The sequence below is a fragment of the Micromonospora sp. CNZ280 genome (genome assembly GCF_011759515.1).
On record NZ_JAAOYP010000005.1, the window covers coordinates 537,030 to 554,051 of the forward strand.

Consider the following 17,022-nt stretch of genomic DNA (forward strand, 5'->3'; position numbering starts at 1 on the left):
CCCGGCGGGCCCCCCGAGGGTCATTCGTACCGGTCGGCCAGGTCGGCCGCCGGCAGCTCATCCGGCTCCGCGACCCAGGCGGAGAAGACCGGCAGGCCGTGCCACGGCCCGGTCGCCCCGCCGGTCCGCGTGTCGGTGGCTACCGCGATCACCGCGTACGGGTGGCCGAAGCGCAGCTCGGCGACCCGGGCGACGCCCTCCGGCGGCAGGCTCATCCAGTCCATCAGCGCGGTGACGGCGGCGGCCTCGAAGCCGTACCGACCGTAGCGGGCCATCGCCACCTGGGCCGCTGCGAAATCCGGCTCCGGAACGACGTCCAGCAGCTCGGCGAAGGCCGCGTTCGCGGCGGCGAACCCCAGCTCGGGCGCGACCAGCTCGTGCCGGCTCTCCGCCGACCAGCAGGGCAGGACGGCAGCGGTGCGCTCCTCGCGGCCGTCCGGGGCGTAGGTGCGGGTCGGCTCCTCCCGCAGCGTCCACAGCGGCGTGTCGCCGAGCGGGAGGTCGAACAGGGAACGCCGGCCGGGCGGGGGCTGATCGCCCGGTGCGTCGAGGGCACCGGTCGCGATCCCGTGGGCGGCGGCCAGCACGTCCCCGGCCGGCACGCCGGGCGCGGCCGCGACGGAGACCACCAGCAACCCGGCCTCGCCGTCGCCGGTCCCGGCCGGCTGGGCGGGCGCGGCGTGCACGACGACGTCACCGGCCCGCTGGTCGGTGGCGATCCAGCAGCGGTGGCCGCGCCGCGGGGTGCGCAGTACCCGGTCCAGCCGGCCGGCCCAGGCGCTGTCCGGCCCCAACGCGGCGGCCGGCGCCACGTCGAACGGGTCGGCCCAGGAGACCCGGGTGGCCAGCGCGCTGGCCAGGATCAGCAGCACCTCCGGGTCGACCTTCAGCGGGAACGCCTCGATCAGGCCGAGGGTGTGCTCGCGGGCCCACGCGTCGAGGCCGGCCTGGTCGGGCACCGAGCCGGTGGCGGTCGGCCCCGGCAGGGTGGCCCGCCACCGGTCGAGCGCGGCGGTCCCGTGGTCGGGCCGGTGCCAGAACGCGGTGGCCGAGGGGACCAGCGGGTGCGGCGCCGCCAGCAGGGCGTGAGCGGCCTCGGCGGCGGTGGACGCGTCGGTGCCGAGCGCCTCCTCCAGCGCCGCGCGGGCCGGGCCGGTGGCCGCCGGTGCGGCGAGCGCCAGCAGCAGCCAGGCGCCTAGCGGGGAGGCGACATGATGCCCGTCGCCGGCCCGGGCGTGCAGGCGGTCGGCGTAGCGGGCCAGGGGAGTGCGGATGTCCGTCGTCACCGCTCCACTGTGCCCGCCGCGCGGGCGCGCGTCACCACCGTCGGCCGACCGGTTTCCGGCCCGGCTACGACCACAGCTCGAACGGCTCGTCGATCTCCTCGCCGGCCAGGAAGCCGGTCAGCAGCGCGGGCAGCTGGCCGGGGTAGAACCGCTCGCCGCTGGCGACCACCTCGGCGACCGGCCACCACCGGAACCCGAAGTAGTCCTCCAGCTCGTAGTCGAGCCGGTCTGCCTCGTCCACGTCCGGTCCGGGTCCGGCCAGCCGTACCGGGACGATCACCTCGTCCTGGAGGTGCCGCCGCTGCCGGTGCACGAAGCTGGCGCGCCGTCGCCAGGTGGGCGGGCCGATCTGCGCGGGATCGGCCACGATGCCGGTCTCCTCGCGCAGCTCGCGCACCGCCGTGTCCAGGTACGTCTCGCCGGGGTCCATCCCGCCGCCGGGCAGCTCCCACCAGGTGCCCAGCCGGGGGTGGTCCGGGTCGCGGGTGTGGAACAGCAGCACCCGGTCGTCGCCGTCGAGCACCACCAGCCGTACCGCGCTGCGCTCGAAGATCGGCAGGTCATCGGGCAGTTCGGCCATGTTCCCCCCCTGGTGTGGGCGCAGCGTCGTCGCCAGCTTCGCGGTTCGACCGTAGCCTGCCCCGTCCGGCAGCGTTCCGGACGAGGCCGGTAGCGGCTGCTCGAGGTCGACCGGGCGCGCCTCCACCGAAACGTGGAATCCGGTCCAGGAGCGGCAGGCCACCGGCTGCTGGGCCGGGTCACTTGACGACATGGAAATCGGGGTGGGCGATCCATGCGGCCATCGCCGTCGCATCGAGGTACCCGGCGTCTCCGGCTCGTACGCAGCGGCGGCCCGGCAGCCGGTTCGACGAGCTGGACGCGCTCGGCCGGGTACGGACTCAGAACCCCAACGCCGTTCCGCCCATGACCGAAAAGTAAATCACCTCGCCATCCTCGATGGTTTAGGCGATCGAAGGCCATGGACGGGATGCGATCGTTCAGGTTACGGTCCTTGGCGTAATTCCCGGAGGACGACATGTGCCGGAGGTAGCATGCATTTTCAAAGCACTCTGATCGCTGTGGCCACGGCCACTACGAAGTAGACAGCATCTGACCTCGCGCTGGCCACCCGCGGTCGGTGGGCCGCCCTCCATGCTCGATTGCCGTGGATTCAATCGAGGAAGCGGAACAGGTGCAGGCGGTGGCCGCCGGGGCCCGCGATGGTGAACTGCCGGTAGCCCCATTCGCTGTCCGGGGCGGCCCGACCACCGGCGGCTTTCCTCCGGGTTCGTCAGGCGGTGGGCAGGGCGCCGAGGCGGTGCAGCAACCGCCGGCCCAGCGGCAGCCGCCGCTCGGCGTCGGCGTCGGTGGTGACGTCCACGTTCAGCGCGAACGTGTAGAGCCGGTCGCCGCGCTCGACCCAGCCGACCCACCAGCCGGTGCCGGGGTCAGTGGCGTCGGTGAGCCCGGTCTTGCCGTACAGGCTGTGCCCGGCGCCGCGCTCCAGGCGCAGGATGTCCCGCACGGTCGCCTGGTGGGCCGGGTCGGCCGGCAGTTCGCCGCGGGCCAGCCGGGCCAGCCACCGGGCCTGCTCGTCGGCCGAGATCTCCAGCGGCCCGCTCAGCCAGAACCGGTCCACCGCCGGACCGACCTCGCCGTTGCCGTAGCCGAGCCGGTTCAGCCACTCCCGCTCGCGCTCCGCGCCGATCCGCCGGGCCAGTTCCTGGAACACCGGGACGTTGGAGACGCGGATCCCGTCCCGCAGCCCCATGTCCTGCTCCCAGGCGGCGACGCGCTGCGGCCGGCCGCCGTACGGGACCTTCTCGTGCTCGTCGCGGACCACGCCGGTCTCCAGCGCGATCAGGCTGTGCGGGATCTTGAACGTCGACGCGGGGATGAACCGGCGCTCGGCCCGCGCCCGATCCACCATCACGACGCGGCCGGCGGAGACGTCGTACAGCACGAAGGTGCCGCGCAGCCCCGCCTGCCGAAACAGGGCGGCGAAGTCGTCGCGGGTCTCGACCACGGGCGCGGCGGCCGACGGGCCCGGCGTCGCGGTGGTGGCGACCGCCGACGGCCCGGCGGCCGGCGTGCCGCCCGGCGAGCCGCCGTCGGTGCAGCCGGCCAGCAGGGTCAGCGCGAGAAGGGCGCCAACGGCGGTCCGGCGAGACGGACCGACCCCGCCGGTCCCGCTGCCGCGCGCCGGATCAGGCACCGACGCCGCCCACCACGTCGGCCCGGCCCAGCCGCACCGCCGTGCCCGCGCGCAGCGAGTTGGGGATCTCCGCGATCGCGTCCACCCGGCCGACCAGCTCACCGAGCCGCTCCGCCGAGGCGTTCCCCTCCACCCGTACGTCGTAGGTGATCTCCGTCGAGACCGCCGGGTCGCCGGTGAAGTCGCCGCGCACGGTCACCTCCACCCGCCACAGCTCGATGCCGGCCGCCCGCGCCTCCCGGAACAGGTCGTTGGAGACGCAGCCGGCCACCGCCAGGTAGAGCAACTGGCCCCCGTTGAACCCCAGGCCCTCGCCGCCGCCGTCGGCGGGTCGGTCCACCACCAGGGTGTACGTCCCGGCGGAGCCGATCGCCGCCGGCCTACCGGGCAGGCTCCGCGTCCGTACCTCGAAGATCATCCGCCACCGCCCTCACCCTTCCCGGCACCGACCGCCCCAGTCAAGCACGCGCCGGCCGCGTACCGGTGTCCTGAGCGGTTCGACACCCACCCGCCGTCGTCACCGGTCGGAGTCCGTCACGACGTCGTCGCGCCGACCACGGCGGCGACCTCGGGCGGCAACGGGTACGGGCGCTCGGGTGGCAGCAGCGCCTCGGCGGCCGGGTCGTCGCCGGCGTCGAGCAGTTCGCGGATGGCGCGGGCGGTCGGGGTCACGTCGGTCAGGCCGACCAGCCACTCGTCGACGTACCGCCGCACCGCCTCGCCGGAGAGCCCGACCTGCACCGACCGGTGCGGCAGCGGGGCGAGCCGCAGCGACCGCTCCGGGTCCCACTGCACCCGGACCGGGCTGGATCTCAGCTGGCGCGACCAGGCGGCCCGGTCGGCGTACCGGCGCGGGTCGTAGCTGCTCAGGCCGGCGTGCGCCAGCGCCCACTCGAACCCGGCGCGGGTGATCTCGACGGCCAGCACGCGTTCCTGTCCCGGCTTGGTGGCCCAGCCGCAGCGGTACATCATCCAGCGGAACGACGGCTTGATCCAGGTCATCCGCTCCCGCTTGAACGGTGACACGAAGCGTCCGGCGGCCAGCGCGGCGCGGGCGATCTCCGGCGGGTACGCCTGGTAGACGGTGATGGTCTCCGCACAGTAGCGGGCGCGGACCTGGTGGGCGGGCACGGACATGCCGACGATCATCGACGGGACCGCGTGCGAGTGCCACCGGATTGCCGCGGCCTCCGCCGGCCCCGCGGTGGGCGGGCGATAGGCTGCCCGCCGTGGCAGGTCTGTTGAGGAACGTGGCGGCACGCATCAGCCGGGTGGGCGGCGCCGTCGTCCCGCGTCCCCGGCGTTCCGGGCCCGCGCCGGCCCAGGTCGCCCGTCGGCGCCAGGTCGCCGTGCTGCAGCGCCGTGAGTTGACGTACGCCCCGGAGTTGGACGGGCACGCCGACCCGGGGGAGATCGTCTGGACCTGGGTGCCGTACGAGGACGACCCGCGCCAGGGCAAGGACCGCCCGGTGCTGGTGGTCGGCCGGCACAGCCGGACGCTGTTCGGGTTGATGTTGTCCAGCCAGAGCGAGCGGGACGGACAGCGGCACTGGCTGGCCCTCGGCCCGGGTTCCTGGGACCGGGACAACCGGCCCAGCTGGGTGCGACTGGACCGGGTGCTGACCATGCGCGAGGACAGCATCCGGCGGGAGGGCGCGGTGCTGGACCGCGCCCGCTTCGACCGGGTGGGTCGGGCGCTGCGCGCCGGCTACGGGTGGCGGTGACCGACCACCGTGGTCAGGCCGGCTCCCGGCTGGGGCCGACCCCGGCGTTCTTCGCGTCCGGCGGCGGGTACGGCTGCTCGGCCAGCAGCCGGGTCAGGTGCGCGGCGTTGAGCGCCAGCGCCCTGGCGGTGCGGCCGGTGGTGTCCGGCTTCGGCCCGGCGTCACGGTAGTCGAGTTTGTGCAGCGCCTCGCCGACCCAGTAGGTGGCGCCGGCCTGACGAGTATGTTCAACCTATCGGTTTATAAACCAGTTGGTTGAGGGTGATGTCAGCAGATCCGGTCAGCACCGTCTTCGCCGCCCTCGCGGACCCGACCCGGCGGGCCATCCTGGCCCGGCTGGCGGCCGGCGAGGCGACCGTCAACGAATTGGCGGAGCCGTTCCCGGTGAGCGTCCAGGCCATCTCCAAGCACCTCAACGTGCTGGAACGGGCCGGGTTGATCGTGCGCACCCGGGAGGCGCAGTGGCGCCGCTGCCGCCTCGACCCGACGCCGCTGCGCACGCTCGCCGAGTGGGTCGACCAGTACCGCCGGCTCTGGGACGACCGTTACGACACGTTGGACAGCTACCTGCGAGAACTGAAGGAGAACAGCGATGAGTCAGCTCAGTGACCTGGTCGTGGAGCTTCCCTCCGACCACGAGATCACCCTCACCCGTGCCTTCGACGCCCCGCGCGACCTGGTCTTCGCCGCGCACACCCGGGCGGAGCACCTGAAGCGCTGGTGGGGACGGGGCAACCCGCTCGACGTCGAGATCGACTTCCGGGTCGGCGGCCGCTACCGGTTCGTCGAGCACGCCCCGGACGGCAACTCCTACGGCTTCCGCGGCGAGTTCCGCGAGATCGAGGCGCCCGACCGGATCGTGCAGACCTTCGAGTACGAGGGCATGCCGGGGCACGTCGCGGTGGAGACGCTGGTCTTCACCGAGCAGGGCGGCCGGACCGTGGTCACCGGGACAACCCGCTTCGACACGAAGCAGGAGCGGGACGGCATGGTCAGCTCCGGGATGGAGCAGGGGGCCGCCGAGTCCTACAACGCGCTCGCGGAGTACCTGAAGACCCTGGCCTAATGGGAGCTGTCGGGTGAGCCGTTGGCAGACTCGACACCGGTAGCCGCGGGTGGGTGAGCACTCCCCTCGCCTGGACTTGGAAGTCCTGGGGTCAGAGCGTGCCCCCGCTCGTGGTCGGGAGAGGAACGGCTGATGGGGTGTCGTGCCCGCCGCTGCGCGTGAGCACTGGTCCATTAGGCCGCCGGGCTCTTCCGTGGGCTGCCGAGAGTGGTCGGTGTGGTGAAGCGGAGGCGGGTGTGCTGTTCGTCGGGGACGACTGGGCAGAAGATCATCACGATGTAGAGGTGCAGGACGAGCGCGGCCGGACGTTGCGGGCCGTGCGGCTGCCCGAGGGTGTGGACGGCGTGGCTCGTTTCCATGACCTGGTGGCCGGGTTCTTGCCGGAGGATGCCTCGCCGGCGCAGGTGCTGGTGTGTATCGAGACCGACCGTGGCCCGTGGGTACGGGCGCTGGTCGCGGCCGGCTATCAGGTCTACGGGGTCAACCCGAAGCAGGCCGCCCGGCATCGGGAGCTGATGTCGATCTCGGGCGCCAAGAGCGACAAGGCCGACGCGCGCACCCTGGCGGACATGGTGCGGACCCGCCGGCACCAGCTGCGGCAGGTCGCCGCGGACTCCGACATCGCCGAGGCGGTCAAGGTCGTCGCCCGGGCCCACCAGACGCTGATCTGGGAACGCACCCGGCACACGCTGCGGCTGCGGGCCGCGCTGCGGGAGTACTTCCCCGCCGCGCTGCAGGCATACGAGGTCCTGACGCTCACCGGTTCGGACACCCTGGAACTGCTGGCCAAGGCCCCGACACCGGCTGCGGCGGCCAAGCTGACCGTGGCGCAGATCAGCGCCGCACTCAAACGGGCCCGCCGACGCGACATCCCCACCAAGGCGGCAGCGATCCGGCAGGCACTGCGCACCGCGCACCTGGGCCAGTCCGAGATCGTCACCGGCGCATACGCGGCGACCGTCCGGGCCACAGTGGCAATCCTGCAGACCCTCAACACCGAGATCCGCACCATGGAAGGCCAGGTCGAGGCCCATTTTGGCCAGCACCCGGACGCTGAGGTCTACCTCAGCCAGCCCGGCATCGGCGCCATCCTCGGCGCCCGGGTGCTCGCAGAATTCGGTGACGCTCCCGGCCGCTACACCGACGCCAGATCCCGCAAGAACTACGCCGGCACCGCACCCATCACCCGCCAATCCGGCAAAACCAAAACCGTCCACGCCCGGTTCGTGCACAACGACCGACTCGTCGACGCCCTGCACATGCAGGCCGGCGCCGCGATCCTGCACGACACCGCCGTCCGTGCCTACTACGACGAACTCCGCGCCCGCGACGTCAGCCACCCCGCCGCCCTACGCCAGATCGGCAACCGCCTCGTCGGCATCCTCCACGGCTGCCTCAAGACCAACACCCATTACGACCAAGCCACCGCTTGGTCACACCGAACCGCCCTACCCACCGCTGCTTGACACCTCAGCTCCTGGGGTGTCTGACCCGGGGTGGGCGCCGCGGCCGGCACCGGCCGCGGCGCCGCGCGGGGCGCGTCGAAAATTCGGTACGCCCATCCCGCCGTCGCTGGCAGGGTGTGCCGATGGCCGAAGACCCGCTGCCGCTGACCGACTGGGTGCACGACGACTTCGGGCTGCGCCTCACCGGCACCGAGCCGGTCGACCTCGGCGCCGACCGGCGTGCCCTGCTGTGGCGGGCCGAGGCCGCCGACGGCGGCCGGTACGCGGTCAAGTTGAGCGGCGGCGGCACGCCGGCCGGGCTGATCGTGTCGGCGCACCTCGCCCGGCAGCGGGTGCCGGGAATCCCCGCGCCACTGCCCGGCCCCGACGGTCGACCGTGGACCGTCCGGGACAACCGCCGCCTCTCCGTCCTGCCCTGGGTCTCCGACGAGCGGGCGCTCGGCGGCGCGATGACCGACGCCCACTGGCGTTCGTACGGCGAGGTGCTGGCCCGGGTGCACGCGGCGGAGGTGACCGACGAGCTGGCCGGCCTGCTGCCGCCCGGCGGCGGCACCCATCCGGCGGTGCTCGCCACCCTGCGCGCGGTCGACGAACGGGTGAACCGGCACCGGCCGGGTGACCCGCTCGCCGACGAACTGGCCCGGCTCTGGCGGACCGCCGCCGGCCCGGTGGCCGAGCTGGCCGCCGCGGTGGAGCCGCTCGGCGCCGAGCTGCGCGGCCGGCCGGCGCGGGCCGTGGTCTGCCACGGCGACCCGCACCTGGGCAACCTGCTGCTCGGGCCGGCCGGACGGATCTGGCTGATCGACTGGGACGACGCCGTGCTCGCCCCGCCCGAGTGCGACCTGATGTTCGTCTTCGGCGGGGTGCTGGCCTTCGCCCCGGTCACCGCGGCGCAGCAGGCTGCGTTCCGCGTCGGCTACGGCCCCACCGAGCCCGATCCGGCCCGGCTGGCCTGGTTCCTCACCGTCCGTGCGCTCGACGACCTGGGCGACTGGGCCGGGCAGGTGCTCGACGTGGCGCGGGCCGAGGGGGAGCGGCGGCAGGCGCTGGACATCGTCCGGGGGTTGATCTCGCCGGACGGGCTGGTCACCCTCGCCCGCTCCGCCCTGCGCGGGTCGCGCCCAGCGCGAGCCTGACCGGCCCGCCGGGGGTCGCCGTCAGCATTCGGCGAGGCGGGGGCTGTCCACCAGCTGCCGGGGCGGACGACCGGTGCCGAGGCTCTTGGCCCGGTACATGGCGGCGTCGGCGCGCCCGAGCGCCTCGGTGAGCTGTGCCGGGCCGGTGACCGGCGCGAGCCCGACCGACGCGGTGACCCGCACGCTGCGCCCGCCGAGCGGGATGGGCGCGCCGAGCGTCTCGCCGAGCCGCCGGGTGGCGTGGTCGATCCACCGCCGGTCGACGGTCGGGCTGGCCAGCAGGCCGGCGAACTCGTCGCCGCCGAGCCGGGCGACCAGGTTGTCGCCGGCGAACGCGGTCAGCCGCTCGGCCACGATGATCAGCACCTGGTCGCCGGCGGCGTGCCCGAAGCGGTCGTTGACCTGCTTGAAGTCGTCGAGGTCGACGACCACCGCGATCAGCGTCCGGCCGTCCGCCCGGGTGAGCAGGGTGGCGGCCAGCCGGTAGAAGGCGCGGCGGTTGGGCAGGCCGGTCAGGGGGTCGTGGCTGGCCGCGTGCCGTTCAGCCGCCAGTTCGGCCTGGAGATGCTCGATCTCGGCTTCGGCGCGCAGCGCGCGCTGCCGCAGCTGCCAGGAGGTGAGGAGCGCGCCAGCGGCGCAGATGCCGGACGCCACGGACATCGGATCCGGCACGAACCCTCCCATCGCCGCAACGCCGCCGGCCGTCGGCCGGGTGGCTGCCTACTCCGAGCCAGCCCAGCTCGGAGTAACTCAACGTGAACGGGTGAGCACCATTCACGTGCGTTATCATGCTCGCCGTCCGATGCAGATGCAAGAGCAGATGCACGTGCAGGAGGCCCTTCGTCGACCGCCGCGGCAACCCCCGGCCGCCGCCGGCGGGCTCCCGGAGAGAAAGACACCGCTTGATGCAGCAGCCACCCAACGGCGTTCCGATCAACCAGCTGCCTCCGCTCACCTGGCAGAAGAGCCGCCGGAGCAACCCCAGCGGCAACTGCGTCGAGCTGGCCGAGCTGCCCGGCGGAGCGGGCATCGCGGTGCGCAACTCCCGCCACCCGGAGGGGCCGGCGCTGATCTACACAGTGGACGAGATCGCCGCCTTCGTGCTCGGCGCGCGCGACGGCGACTTCGACCACCTCATCGGCTGACCGGCCGTCCCGTCGACCGGACCGGATCCACCGCTTCGGAGGAGTTCGTCTCACTGAGGGTTCATGGCATGCTTACACGTCGGCCGGGCGGGGGCGTCCGGCCGAGGTGCGGAGGGCGGCACATGACCATGGTTTCCGCAGAGGGCGGTCCGGCGACCGGCCCGACCGTGCTGCGGATGCTGCTCGGCGCCCAGTTGCGGCGGCTGCGGGAGGCCAGCGGGGTGACCCGGGAGGGCGCCGGCTGGGAGATCCGGGCCTCCGAATCCAAGATCAGTCGGATGGAGCTGGGTCGGGTCGGGTTCAAGGAGCGCGACGTCGCCGACCTGCTCACCCTCTACGGCGTCACCGCGCCCGAGGAGCGGGAGCCGCTGCTCAAGCTCGCCCGGGACGCCAACAGCCCGGGCTGGTGGCACCGCTACGGCGACGTGCTGCCCAGCTGGTTCCAGTCCTACCTCGGGCTGGAGGCCGCCGCCGCGCTGATCCGTACCTACGAGGTGCAGTTCGTGCCCGGCCTGTTGCAGACCCCGGCGTACGCCCGGGCCGTGGTGCTGCTCGGCCACCCCCGGGCCGACGCCGCGGAGGTCGACCGCCGGGTCGACCTGCGGATGCGGCGCCAGCAGCTACTGCGCCGCCCGCACCCGCCCCAGCTCTGGGCGGTGGTCGACGAGGCCGCGCTGCGCCGGCCGATCGGTGGGCCGGCGGTGATGCGCGAGCAGCTGACCGCGTTGATCGAGGCGACGTCGGCGCCTAGCATCCGGTTGCAGGTCGTCCCGTTCACCGCCGGTGGCCACGCCGCGGCCGGCGGCGCCTTCAGCATCCTGCGCTTCGGCGACCAGGACCTGCCCGACATCGTCTACATCGAGCAGCTCACCAGCGCGCTCTACCTCGACAAGCGCGACGACCTCGACTACTACGCGGTGGCGATGGAGCGGCTCTGCGTCGAGGCCGAGCCGCCGGAGCGGACGCCGGAGCTGCTCGCCCGGCTCCGCGACGAGCTCTACCCGCGGTGATCGACTGTCTGCCGCCACCGGGACTATCATGGGCGACCAGCGACAGGGGACGGACCCACCGGCGGGTGGCACGAGAGTCGTGGAGGCAGCCGTGAGCACCGACGCCCCGGGGGCCGTGACCGGCTCCGCCCACCCCAGCGACCGCATCGACACCTCGGTGGCCCACCCGGCCCGCCGCTACAACTACTGGCTCGGCGGCAAGGACAACTTCCAGGCCGACCGGGACTCCGGCGACGCCATCGCGGCGGCCTTCCCGACCATCCGCACCACCGCCCTGGAGAACCGCCGCTTCCTCCAGCGCGCCGTCGGTCATCTCGCCCGCGAGGCGGGCATCCGCCAGTTCCTCGACATCGGCACCGGCATCCCGACCGCCGACAACACCCACGAGGTCGCCCAGGCCATCGCGCCCGAGTCCCGGGTGGTCTACGTCGACAACGATCCGATCGTGCTCGCCCACGCGCGGGCGCTGCTCACCAGTTCGGCCGAGGGCGCGACCGCGTACCTCGACGCGGACCTGCGCGACCCGGAGCGGATCCTGGCCCATCCCGATCTGCGGCGCACCATCGACCTGTCCCGGCCGGTCGGGCTGATGCTGGTGGCGATCCTGCACTTCGTCCCGGACTCCGACGACCCGTGGGGCCTGGTCGGCCGGCTGCTCGACGCGCTGCCCGCGGGCAGTTACCTGGCCGCGTCGCACGCCACCGCCGACTACCTGCCGCCCGAGGTCGCCGCGGAGGCGGAGGCGGCCGGGCGGGGCGGTGGACCGCACGGCCTGATCACCCTGCGCAGCCGGTCCGAGGTGGCCCGGTTCTTCGCCGGGCTCGAGGTGGTCGACCCCGGCCTCACCTCGGTCGCCGAGTGGCGGGCCGACGGCGAGCCGCGGCCCCGCCCGTCGGCCGCCGAGGTCAGCATGTACGGAGCGGTCGCCCGCAGGTCCTGACCGCCGCCGCGCCGGCCGGGCCGGCGCGTTCTCGCTTTCGCATTGACCGATGTCCGTCCTCCGGTTAGTCTCTGAATCGATCCAGACTGAATCGATCCAGAAGGGGGTGCCGGTGAAGCCGACCCTGCAGGCCGTGGCGGACGCCGTCGGCGTCTCCCGCAGCACCGTCTCCAACGCCTACAGTCGTCCCGACCAGCTTTCCGCCGAGCTGCGCCGGCGGATCCTGGAGACCGCCCAGCGGATCGGCTACCCCGGCCCCAACCCCACCGCGCGGTCGCTGCGGCGCGGCTACGTCGGCGCGATCGGCGTGCTCTTCGAGCCGGAGCTGTCGTACGCCTTCACCGACCCGTTCGCGGTCCGCTTCCTGGCCGGCGTCGCCGCGGCGGCCGAGCGGCACGGCACCAGCCTGCTGCTCGTGCCGGTGCCGCCCGACGGGGCGGCCGCCCGGCGGGCGGTGGAGAACGCAGCGGTCGACGGGTTCTGCGTCTACTGCGTGGGCGACGAGGGCTGGGTGGTCGACGTGCTCCGCGAGCGGGGCCTGCCGATCGTCACCACCGTGCCCCGGCCGCACGCCGGTCCCGCCGACCGCTACGTCGGCATCGACGAGCGCGCCGCGGCCCGCTCGATCGCCGCCCACGTCGCCGGGCTCGGCCACCGGCGGGTCGCGCTGCTCGGCGACAGTGTGCTGCCGGGCGCGGCGCCCGGCCCGCTGCGGCTCGCCGGGCCGGACGACGCGCCGCACCCCACCACCCACGGCCGGTTCGCCGGGTTCGCCGACGCCTTCGCCGAGATCGGCGTCGCCTGGTCCGAGCTGACCGTGCTCAACGCCGCCGACAACAACCGGGCGGCCGCCACCGCGGCGGTGACCGACACGCTCGCCGCGGCCGACCCGCCGACCGCCGTGCTGGCCACCTCCGACGTGCTGGCGCTGGGCGTGCTCGACGCGCTCGCCGCCCACCGCGACGCCGGCCGGCCCCCGGTCTCGGTGACCGGCTTCGACGACATCGCCGAGGCCGCCGAGGCCGGCCTCACCACCGTCCGCCAGCCGGCCGAGGAGAAGGGGCGCATCGCCGCCGAGCTGCTGCTCGACCCGCCCACGGAGCCTGCGGCAGGGCACGTCCTGCTGCCCACCGCACTCGTCGTCCGGTCGACCACCGGACCCGTCCCGAGGAGTTGACCATGGAACAGCCCACCGGCTACATCTTCGCCATCGACGCGGTGACCCGACACGTCAACTCGGCCCGGCCGGACGCGCCGGTGCGCCCCGAGCGGCCCCGGCCCGCCCGGCTCGCGCCCACCCGGCGGGCCACGGCCGCCGCGCTGCGCCGGCTCGCCGACCGGATCCAGCCGGCGCCGCTGCCGGCACCTCCGCGCTGCTCGTAGCGGTGTCGCGGGTCCGCGACACCGGACGTACCGGCACGATCCGGCACGCCCGAGGCCGGACCGGGCACCGCGGCTGGTGGCCGGTCCGGCGGGCCAGGCAGACTGGACGCCTATGTCGCCGTTCACTCCCAGCCTCCGGCTGCACGACCGGTACGTCCTGCGCGAGCGCATCGGCCTCGGCGGGATGTCCGAGGTGTGGCGCGCCGACGACGACGTGCTCGGGCGCCCGGTCGCCGTGAAGGCGCTCGCCGGCGAGCTGGCGGCCGACCCGCAGCTGCGGGCCACCATCCAGCGCGAGGCCCGCGCCGCCGCCCGGCTCACCCACCCGCACGTCACCCAGGTGTACGACTACGGCGAGGCCACCCTGGCCGGCGGCACCGTGGTGCCGTACCTGGTGATGGAGCTGGTCGAGGGGCGCAACCTCGCCGACCGGCTCGCCGCCGGTCCGCTCGCCTGGCCCGACGCGGTGCGGATGGCCGGCCAGGTCGCCGCCGCGCTCGCCGCCGCCCACCGCATCGGCGTGGTGCACCGCGACATCAAGCCAGGCAACGTCATGCTCACCGACACCGGCGCCAAGGTGCTCGACTTCGGCATCGCCGCCCTCGCCGGCCCGCACCACCCGCTCGCCGGCCAGACCGGCGAACTGCTGATGGGCACGCCGGCGTACTTCGCGCCGGAGCGGATGACCTCCGGCGCGCCGAACCCGGCCAGCGACGTCTACGCCCTCGGCGCGCTGCTCTACCGCACCCTCACCGGTCGGGCCCCGCTGCCCGTGCAGACCTGGGAGGACGCGATGGAGGTGCACGCCCGGCACACGCCGGTGCCCCCGCTGCGGATCCCCGGCCTGCCCGCCGACATCGCCGAGCTGACCCTGGCCTGCCTCGCCGCCGACCCGGCCCGCCGCCCCACCGCGGCGCAGCTGGCCAACCGGTTCGCCGCCGGCCAGCCGGCCGACCCGCCCACCGCCATCCTGCCGACCGTTCCCGCCGCCGCCCGCCCACCGGCCGGACACCCGCCCACCCTGGTCGACCGGTCCCTGGCGTACCCCCGGCCCGCAGCGGGTGCGACGCCGAGTCCGACGCCGCCGGAGCGGGCTCCCGACCGGTCCAACCGGGCGCTGACCGGGCTGGTCGCGGCCGGTCTGGCGCTGCTGCTCGGCCTGGTCGGGGTGCTCGTGCTCGCCGACGGCGACGGCAGCGCGCCGAGCACGGCCGGTCCGTCCGCCTCCGCCCCGGCCGCACCGCCCACCAGCAGCGAACCCGCGCCGGAGCCGAGCAGCGCCCCACCGTCGACCAGCAACGGGGCACAGCCGGTCGGGTTCCGGCAACTGGCCGCCGAATTCGCCGCGCTGCTCGCCCAGATCCAGGCCCGGGGCGAGATCGACCGGCGGACCGTCGAGGAGCTGCGGGACAAGCTCGTCGACTTGGCCCGCAGCAAGCCGAAGGACCGCGCCAAGCGGATCGAGGACCTGCGCAAGCGCATCGCCGAGGCGGAAGAGCGGGAGCGGATCTCGCCGGACGCCGCGGACCGCCTGAACGACCTGCTCGACCGGGTCACCGGGGTGCCCGGCGACGACGAGGACGACGACTGAGCCGGCTCAGCCGACCTCGACCGGCGCTCCCTCCGCGATCCGCCCGGCCCGCAGCACCAGCGCGTACGCGCCGACGCAGGGCTGCGGGTCGAGCTGGGGCAGGGGCGCGATCCGGTTGAGCCGCGCCGGGGCCCGCAGCGCCGCCACCTGCCGCGGCAGCTCGCCGTGCGCCAGGGTCGGCACCGCGCAGCGCGGCGTGGCCGCCAGCACCCGCAGCACCAGCGCGTCCCCGATCCGCAGCTCCCGTCCCACCCACTCGTTCTCCACGAACCCGTCCGCCGGGACGTCGAGCACCAGGTTCGGCCGGTAGCGCACCGGCTCGAAGCCGCCGCCGGGCGCCTCGCCGCCGGCGCGGTCGTCCCGCTCCCCGGTCGGGTGGCCGAGGAGGCCGCCGGCCCGGTCGCCCGGTGCACTGGTCGGGTCGCCGAGCGGGCCGCTGGTGCCGGCGCCGTCCCGGCCGGTGGCACCGCCCGGGGCGTCGGCCGCCAGCCGGCGCAGGGTCGCGGTGGTGACCAGGTGGATCGGGGCGAAGTCGAAGAACGTCCCGGGCGCGGCGGTGCCGAGCGGGCTCAGGTCCACCGGCACGTCCGCGGTGACGCCGGCGTCGAGCACCGCCTCCGGACGGGCCCGGTCCAGCACCGCCCCGTCGGGCGGCGTGGCGGTCAGCGTCACCGGCGCGCCGAGCACCCGGGACAGCACCTCGTCCACCTCGCCGTCCACACTCGACACGGTCCGCCCGTCGGGGAGGGCGATCCGGACCGGCCCGGGCGCGGTGCCGGACGCCCGGAGGGTGAGCAGGCCGCGCCAGTGCCGCGGATGCTTGGCGCTGGCCACCCGGCCGGTTTCCCGGTGCACCAGGGCCAGCCCCCGGTCGCCGGTCACACCGGTCGCGGTCACCTCGGCCGCGGTCAGCCGCTCGCCCAGCATCGACTTGACCGGGTACCGCCAGAGCTGGGCCAGCCGGCCGCTCATCCGGTCACCCCGGCCCGGACCAGGGCGGCCGCCTCGTGCCGGACGTCGTCACCGCGCCGGTAGCGGCGCAGCACCCGGCCGGCGTCGAGCGGGTGGACGCCGCCGTCGTGGCCGAAGGCGAGGGGGAGCGACGCGGTCACGCCGCCACCATAACCGCCCGAAGGCTCCAGGGCGGGACGCGAGCCGGTCAGTTCCGGCCCGCGAAGTGGTCGGCCAGGACGGGTACCAGGTCCGCCTCGGCGATGCCGTGCCAGCCGCCCGGCAGGCTGCGGTGCCGGCCCGCCGGCAGCGCCTCGGCCACGCCGCGCGCCCACTCCCGCAACTGGGCGTCGCTGCCCTCGCTGTCGAGCACCAGCGTCGGCGCGGTGACGCCGGCCAGGTCGGCGGGGGAGAGCGCCCCCAGCAGGGTCAGGTCGTACACCAGGGTGTGCGCCGCCGCCGTCACCGCCGGCCAGGCGGGATGCTGCGGAAGACCGGCGGTGAACTCCTCCGGCACGCCGATGCTCGCGTGGAAGTGCCGGACCGCGTCGCTTCGGCGGCCGGCCGCCACCAGTTCGCCGATCTCGGCGGCGAGATCGCCGTCGTCGGGCGGCCCGGCGTCGAGCACGACCGGCGGTTCGAGCAGCGCCAGCCGGCGCACCGGCAGCCCGCGGGCCGCCGCGAGCAGCGCCAACGCCGCGCCGGAGGAGAACGCGTAGAGGCAGGCCGGCCCGCCGGCCGCGTCGACCAGCGCGCGCAGGTCGTCGACCTCGCGTTCCGGGGCGTACGGGAGGGTGTCGCCGCTGTCGCCCCGCCCGCGCCGGTCGTAGGTGTACACGGTGAACCCGTCGGCCAGCGGCGCGGCCAGCGACCGCATCGGGCCGAATTCCCGGAAACCGCCGGCCGCGTCGACCATGACGACCGGCGGTCCGCTGCCGCTGCGCTCGTACGCGATCGTGGTGCCGTCCGCCGAGCGGACCGTCCCGGTCGTCGGTTGCCTGCCCATGCCACCGCCCCCTGTCGCCAGTGTTGGTGACTGTAGGCGGCCGGTCCGACACGAACGGGCCGGTGCCGTCCGGGTCGGCCCGCCGCGACACCGGCCCGCGCAG

At 74.8% G+C, this 17,022-nt stretch carries 20 protein-coding genes; 11 read left to right on the plus strand and 9 right to left on the minus strand.

Features of this window, described 5'->3' with window-relative positions:
• Window positions 1-20: 20 nt before the first annotated feature.
• From FHX32_RS32995 to FHX32_RS33015, 5 genes are all read right to left on the minus strand, one after another.
• A complete protein-coding gene (locus FHX32_RS32995; RefSeq protein WP_167191886.1) occupies window positions 21-1,286 on the minus strand; it encodes a serpin family protein in 1,266 nt (421 codons plus the stop codon).
• Window positions 1,287-1,350: 64 nt separating this feature from the next.
• The gene (locus FHX32_RS33000) at window positions 1,351-1,866 is read right to left on the minus strand and encodes an NUDIX domain-containing protein (RefSeq protein ID WP_167191888.1); all 516 of its coding nucleotides are present in this window, start codon (window positions 1,864-1,866) and stop codon (window positions 1,351-1,353) included.
• Window positions 1,867-2,577: 711 nt separating this feature from the next.
• Window positions 2,578-3,501, minus strand: coding sequence for a class D beta-lactamase (gene blaOXA / locus FHX32_RS33005; RefSeq protein WP_208419642.1), 924 nt, complete (start codon window positions 3,499-3,501; stop codon window positions 2,578-2,580).
• Window positions 3,494-3,919 carry an OsmC family protein gene (locus FHX32_RS33010; protein WP_167191890.1) on the minus strand — a complete coding sequence of 142 codons (426 nt, stop codon included), beginning with the start codon at window positions 3,917-3,919 and terminating at the stop codon, window positions 3,494-3,496. The genes blaOXA and FHX32_RS33010 overlap by 8 nt, the downstream gene beginning before the upstream one ends.
• Window positions 3,920-4,035: 116 nt before the next feature.
• Window positions 4,036-4,638 carry a DUF4291 domain-containing protein gene (locus tag FHX32_RS33015; RefSeq protein WP_167191892.1) on the minus strand — a complete coding sequence of 201 codons (603 nt, stop codon included), beginning with the start codon at window positions 4,636-4,638 and terminating at the stop codon, window positions 4,036-4,038.
• Between the two features lie 92 nt (window positions 4,639-4,730).
• On the opposite strand from FHX32_RS33015, the gene FHX32_RS33020 reads away from it, so the two are divergent.
• The 5 genes from FHX32_RS33020 to FHX32_RS33045 all read left to right on the plus strand — a co-directional run bounded on the left by FHX32_RS33020 (window position 4,731) and on the right by FHX32_RS33045 (window position 8,893).
• On the plus strand, window positions 4,731-5,225 hold the full coding sequence (locus tag FHX32_RS33020; protein WP_167191894.1) for a type II toxin-antitoxin system PemK/MazF family toxin: 495 nt from the start codon (window positions 4,731-4,733) through the stop codon (window positions 5,223-5,225).
• 264 nt (window positions 5,226-5,489) lie between these two features.
• Complete coding sequence (locus FHX32_RS33030; RefSeq protein ID WP_167191896.1) at window positions 5,490-5,834, plus strand: metalloregulator ArsR/SmtB family transcription factor; 345 nt, start codon at window positions 5,490-5,492, stop codon at window positions 5,832-5,834.
• Window positions 5,818-6,291, plus strand: a complete 474-nt coding sequence (locus FHX32_RS33035) for an SRPBCC family protein (protein ID WP_167191898.1) — start codon at window positions 5,818-5,820, stop codon at window positions 6,289-6,291. The genes FHX32_RS33030 and FHX32_RS33035 overlap by 17 nt, the downstream gene beginning before the upstream one ends.
• 236 nt (window positions 6,292-6,527) lie before the next feature.
• Window positions 6,528-7,757 carry an IS110 family RNA-guided transposase gene (locus tag FHX32_RS33040; protein ID WP_167179979.1) on the plus strand — a complete coding sequence of 410 codons (1,230 nt, stop codon included), beginning with the start codon at window positions 6,528-6,530 and terminating at the stop codon, window positions 7,755-7,757.
• A 122-nt stretch (window positions 7,758-7,879) separates the two neighbouring features.
• The gene (locus FHX32_RS33045) at window positions 7,880-8,893 is read left to right on the plus strand and encodes a phosphotransferase (RefSeq protein WP_167191900.1); all 1,014 of its coding nucleotides are present in this window, start codon (window positions 7,880-7,882) and stop codon (window positions 8,891-8,893) included.
• A 21-nt stretch (window positions 8,894-8,914) separates the two neighbouring features.
• Here FHX32_RS33045 and FHX32_RS33050 read toward each other — a convergent pair whose 3' ends face one another.
• Entirely contained in the window at window positions 8,915-9,565 is a 651-nt protein-coding gene (locus FHX32_RS33050) for a GGDEF domain-containing protein (protein ID WP_167191902.1), read from the minus strand.
• A 233-nt stretch (window positions 9,566-9,798) separates the two neighbouring features.
• Here FHX32_RS33050 and FHX32_RS33055 point away from each other — a divergent pair, with 233 nt between their 5' ends.
• The 6 genes from FHX32_RS33055 to FHX32_RS33080 all read left to right on the plus strand — a co-directional run bounded on the left by FHX32_RS33055 (window position 9,799) and on the right by FHX32_RS33080 (window position 14,962).
• Window positions 9,799-10,038, plus strand: a complete 240-nt coding sequence (locus FHX32_RS33055; RefSeq protein ID WP_167191905.1) for a DUF397 domain-containing protein — start codon at window positions 9,799-9,801, stop codon at window positions 10,036-10,038.
• A 122-nt stretch (window positions 10,039-10,160) separates the two neighbouring features.
• A complete protein-coding gene (locus FHX32_RS33060) occupies window positions 10,161-11,048 on the plus strand; it encodes a Scr1 family TA system antitoxin-like transcriptional regulator (protein ID WP_167191907.1) in 888 nt (295 codons plus the stop codon).
• 91 nt (window positions 11,049-11,139) lie between these two features.
• Window positions 11,140-11,988, plus strand: coding sequence for an SAM-dependent methyltransferase (locus FHX32_RS33065; protein ID WP_167191909.1), 849 nt, complete (start codon window positions 11,140-11,142; stop codon window positions 11,986-11,988).
• Window positions 11,989-12,100: 112 nt separating this feature from the next.
• The gene (locus tag FHX32_RS33070) at window positions 12,101-13,165 is read left to right on the plus strand and encodes a LacI family DNA-binding transcriptional regulator (RefSeq protein WP_167191911.1); all 1,065 of its coding nucleotides are present in this window, start codon (window positions 12,101-12,103) and stop codon (window positions 13,163-13,165) included.
• A 2-nt stretch (window positions 13,166-13,167) separates the two neighbouring features.
• Window positions 13,168-13,371, plus strand: coding sequence for a hypothetical protein (locus tag FHX32_RS33075; protein ID WP_167191913.1), 204 nt, complete (start codon window positions 13,168-13,170; stop codon window positions 13,369-13,371).
• Window positions 13,372-13,483: 112 nt separating this feature from the next.
• Window positions 13,484-14,962 (plus strand): protein kinase domain-containing protein, encoded by a 1,479-nt coding sequence (locus FHX32_RS33080; protein WP_167191916.1) that lies wholly within the window; start codon window positions 13,484-13,486, stop codon window positions 14,960-14,962.
• A 6-nt stretch (window positions 14,963-14,968) separates the two neighbouring features.
• Here FHX32_RS33080 and FHX32_RS33085 read toward each other — a convergent pair whose 3' ends face one another.
• Genes FHX32_RS33085 through FHX32_RS33095 form a run of 3 tightly spaced genes read right to left on the minus strand, consistent with a single transcriptional unit; the run spans window position 14,969 to window position 16,919 of the window.
• Window positions 14,969-15,934 carry an MOSC domain-containing protein gene (locus FHX32_RS33085; protein ID WP_486481455.1) on the minus strand — a complete coding sequence of 322 codons (966 nt, stop codon included), beginning with the start codon at window positions 15,932-15,934 and terminating at the stop codon, window positions 14,969-14,971.
• A complete protein-coding gene (locus FHX32_RS33090; RefSeq protein ID WP_167191917.1) occupies window positions 15,931-16,074 on the minus strand; it encodes a hypothetical protein in 144 nt (47 codons plus the stop codon). Before FHX32_RS33090 ends, FHX32_RS33085 begins: the two co-directional genes overlap by 4 nt.
• A 47-nt stretch (window positions 16,075-16,121) precedes the next feature.
• On the minus strand, window positions 16,122-16,919 hold the full coding sequence (locus FHX32_RS33095) for an alpha/beta hydrolase (RefSeq protein WP_167191919.1): 798 nt from the start codon (window positions 16,917-16,919) through the stop codon (window positions 16,122-16,124).
• Window positions 16,920-17,022: the final 103 nt, after the last annotated feature.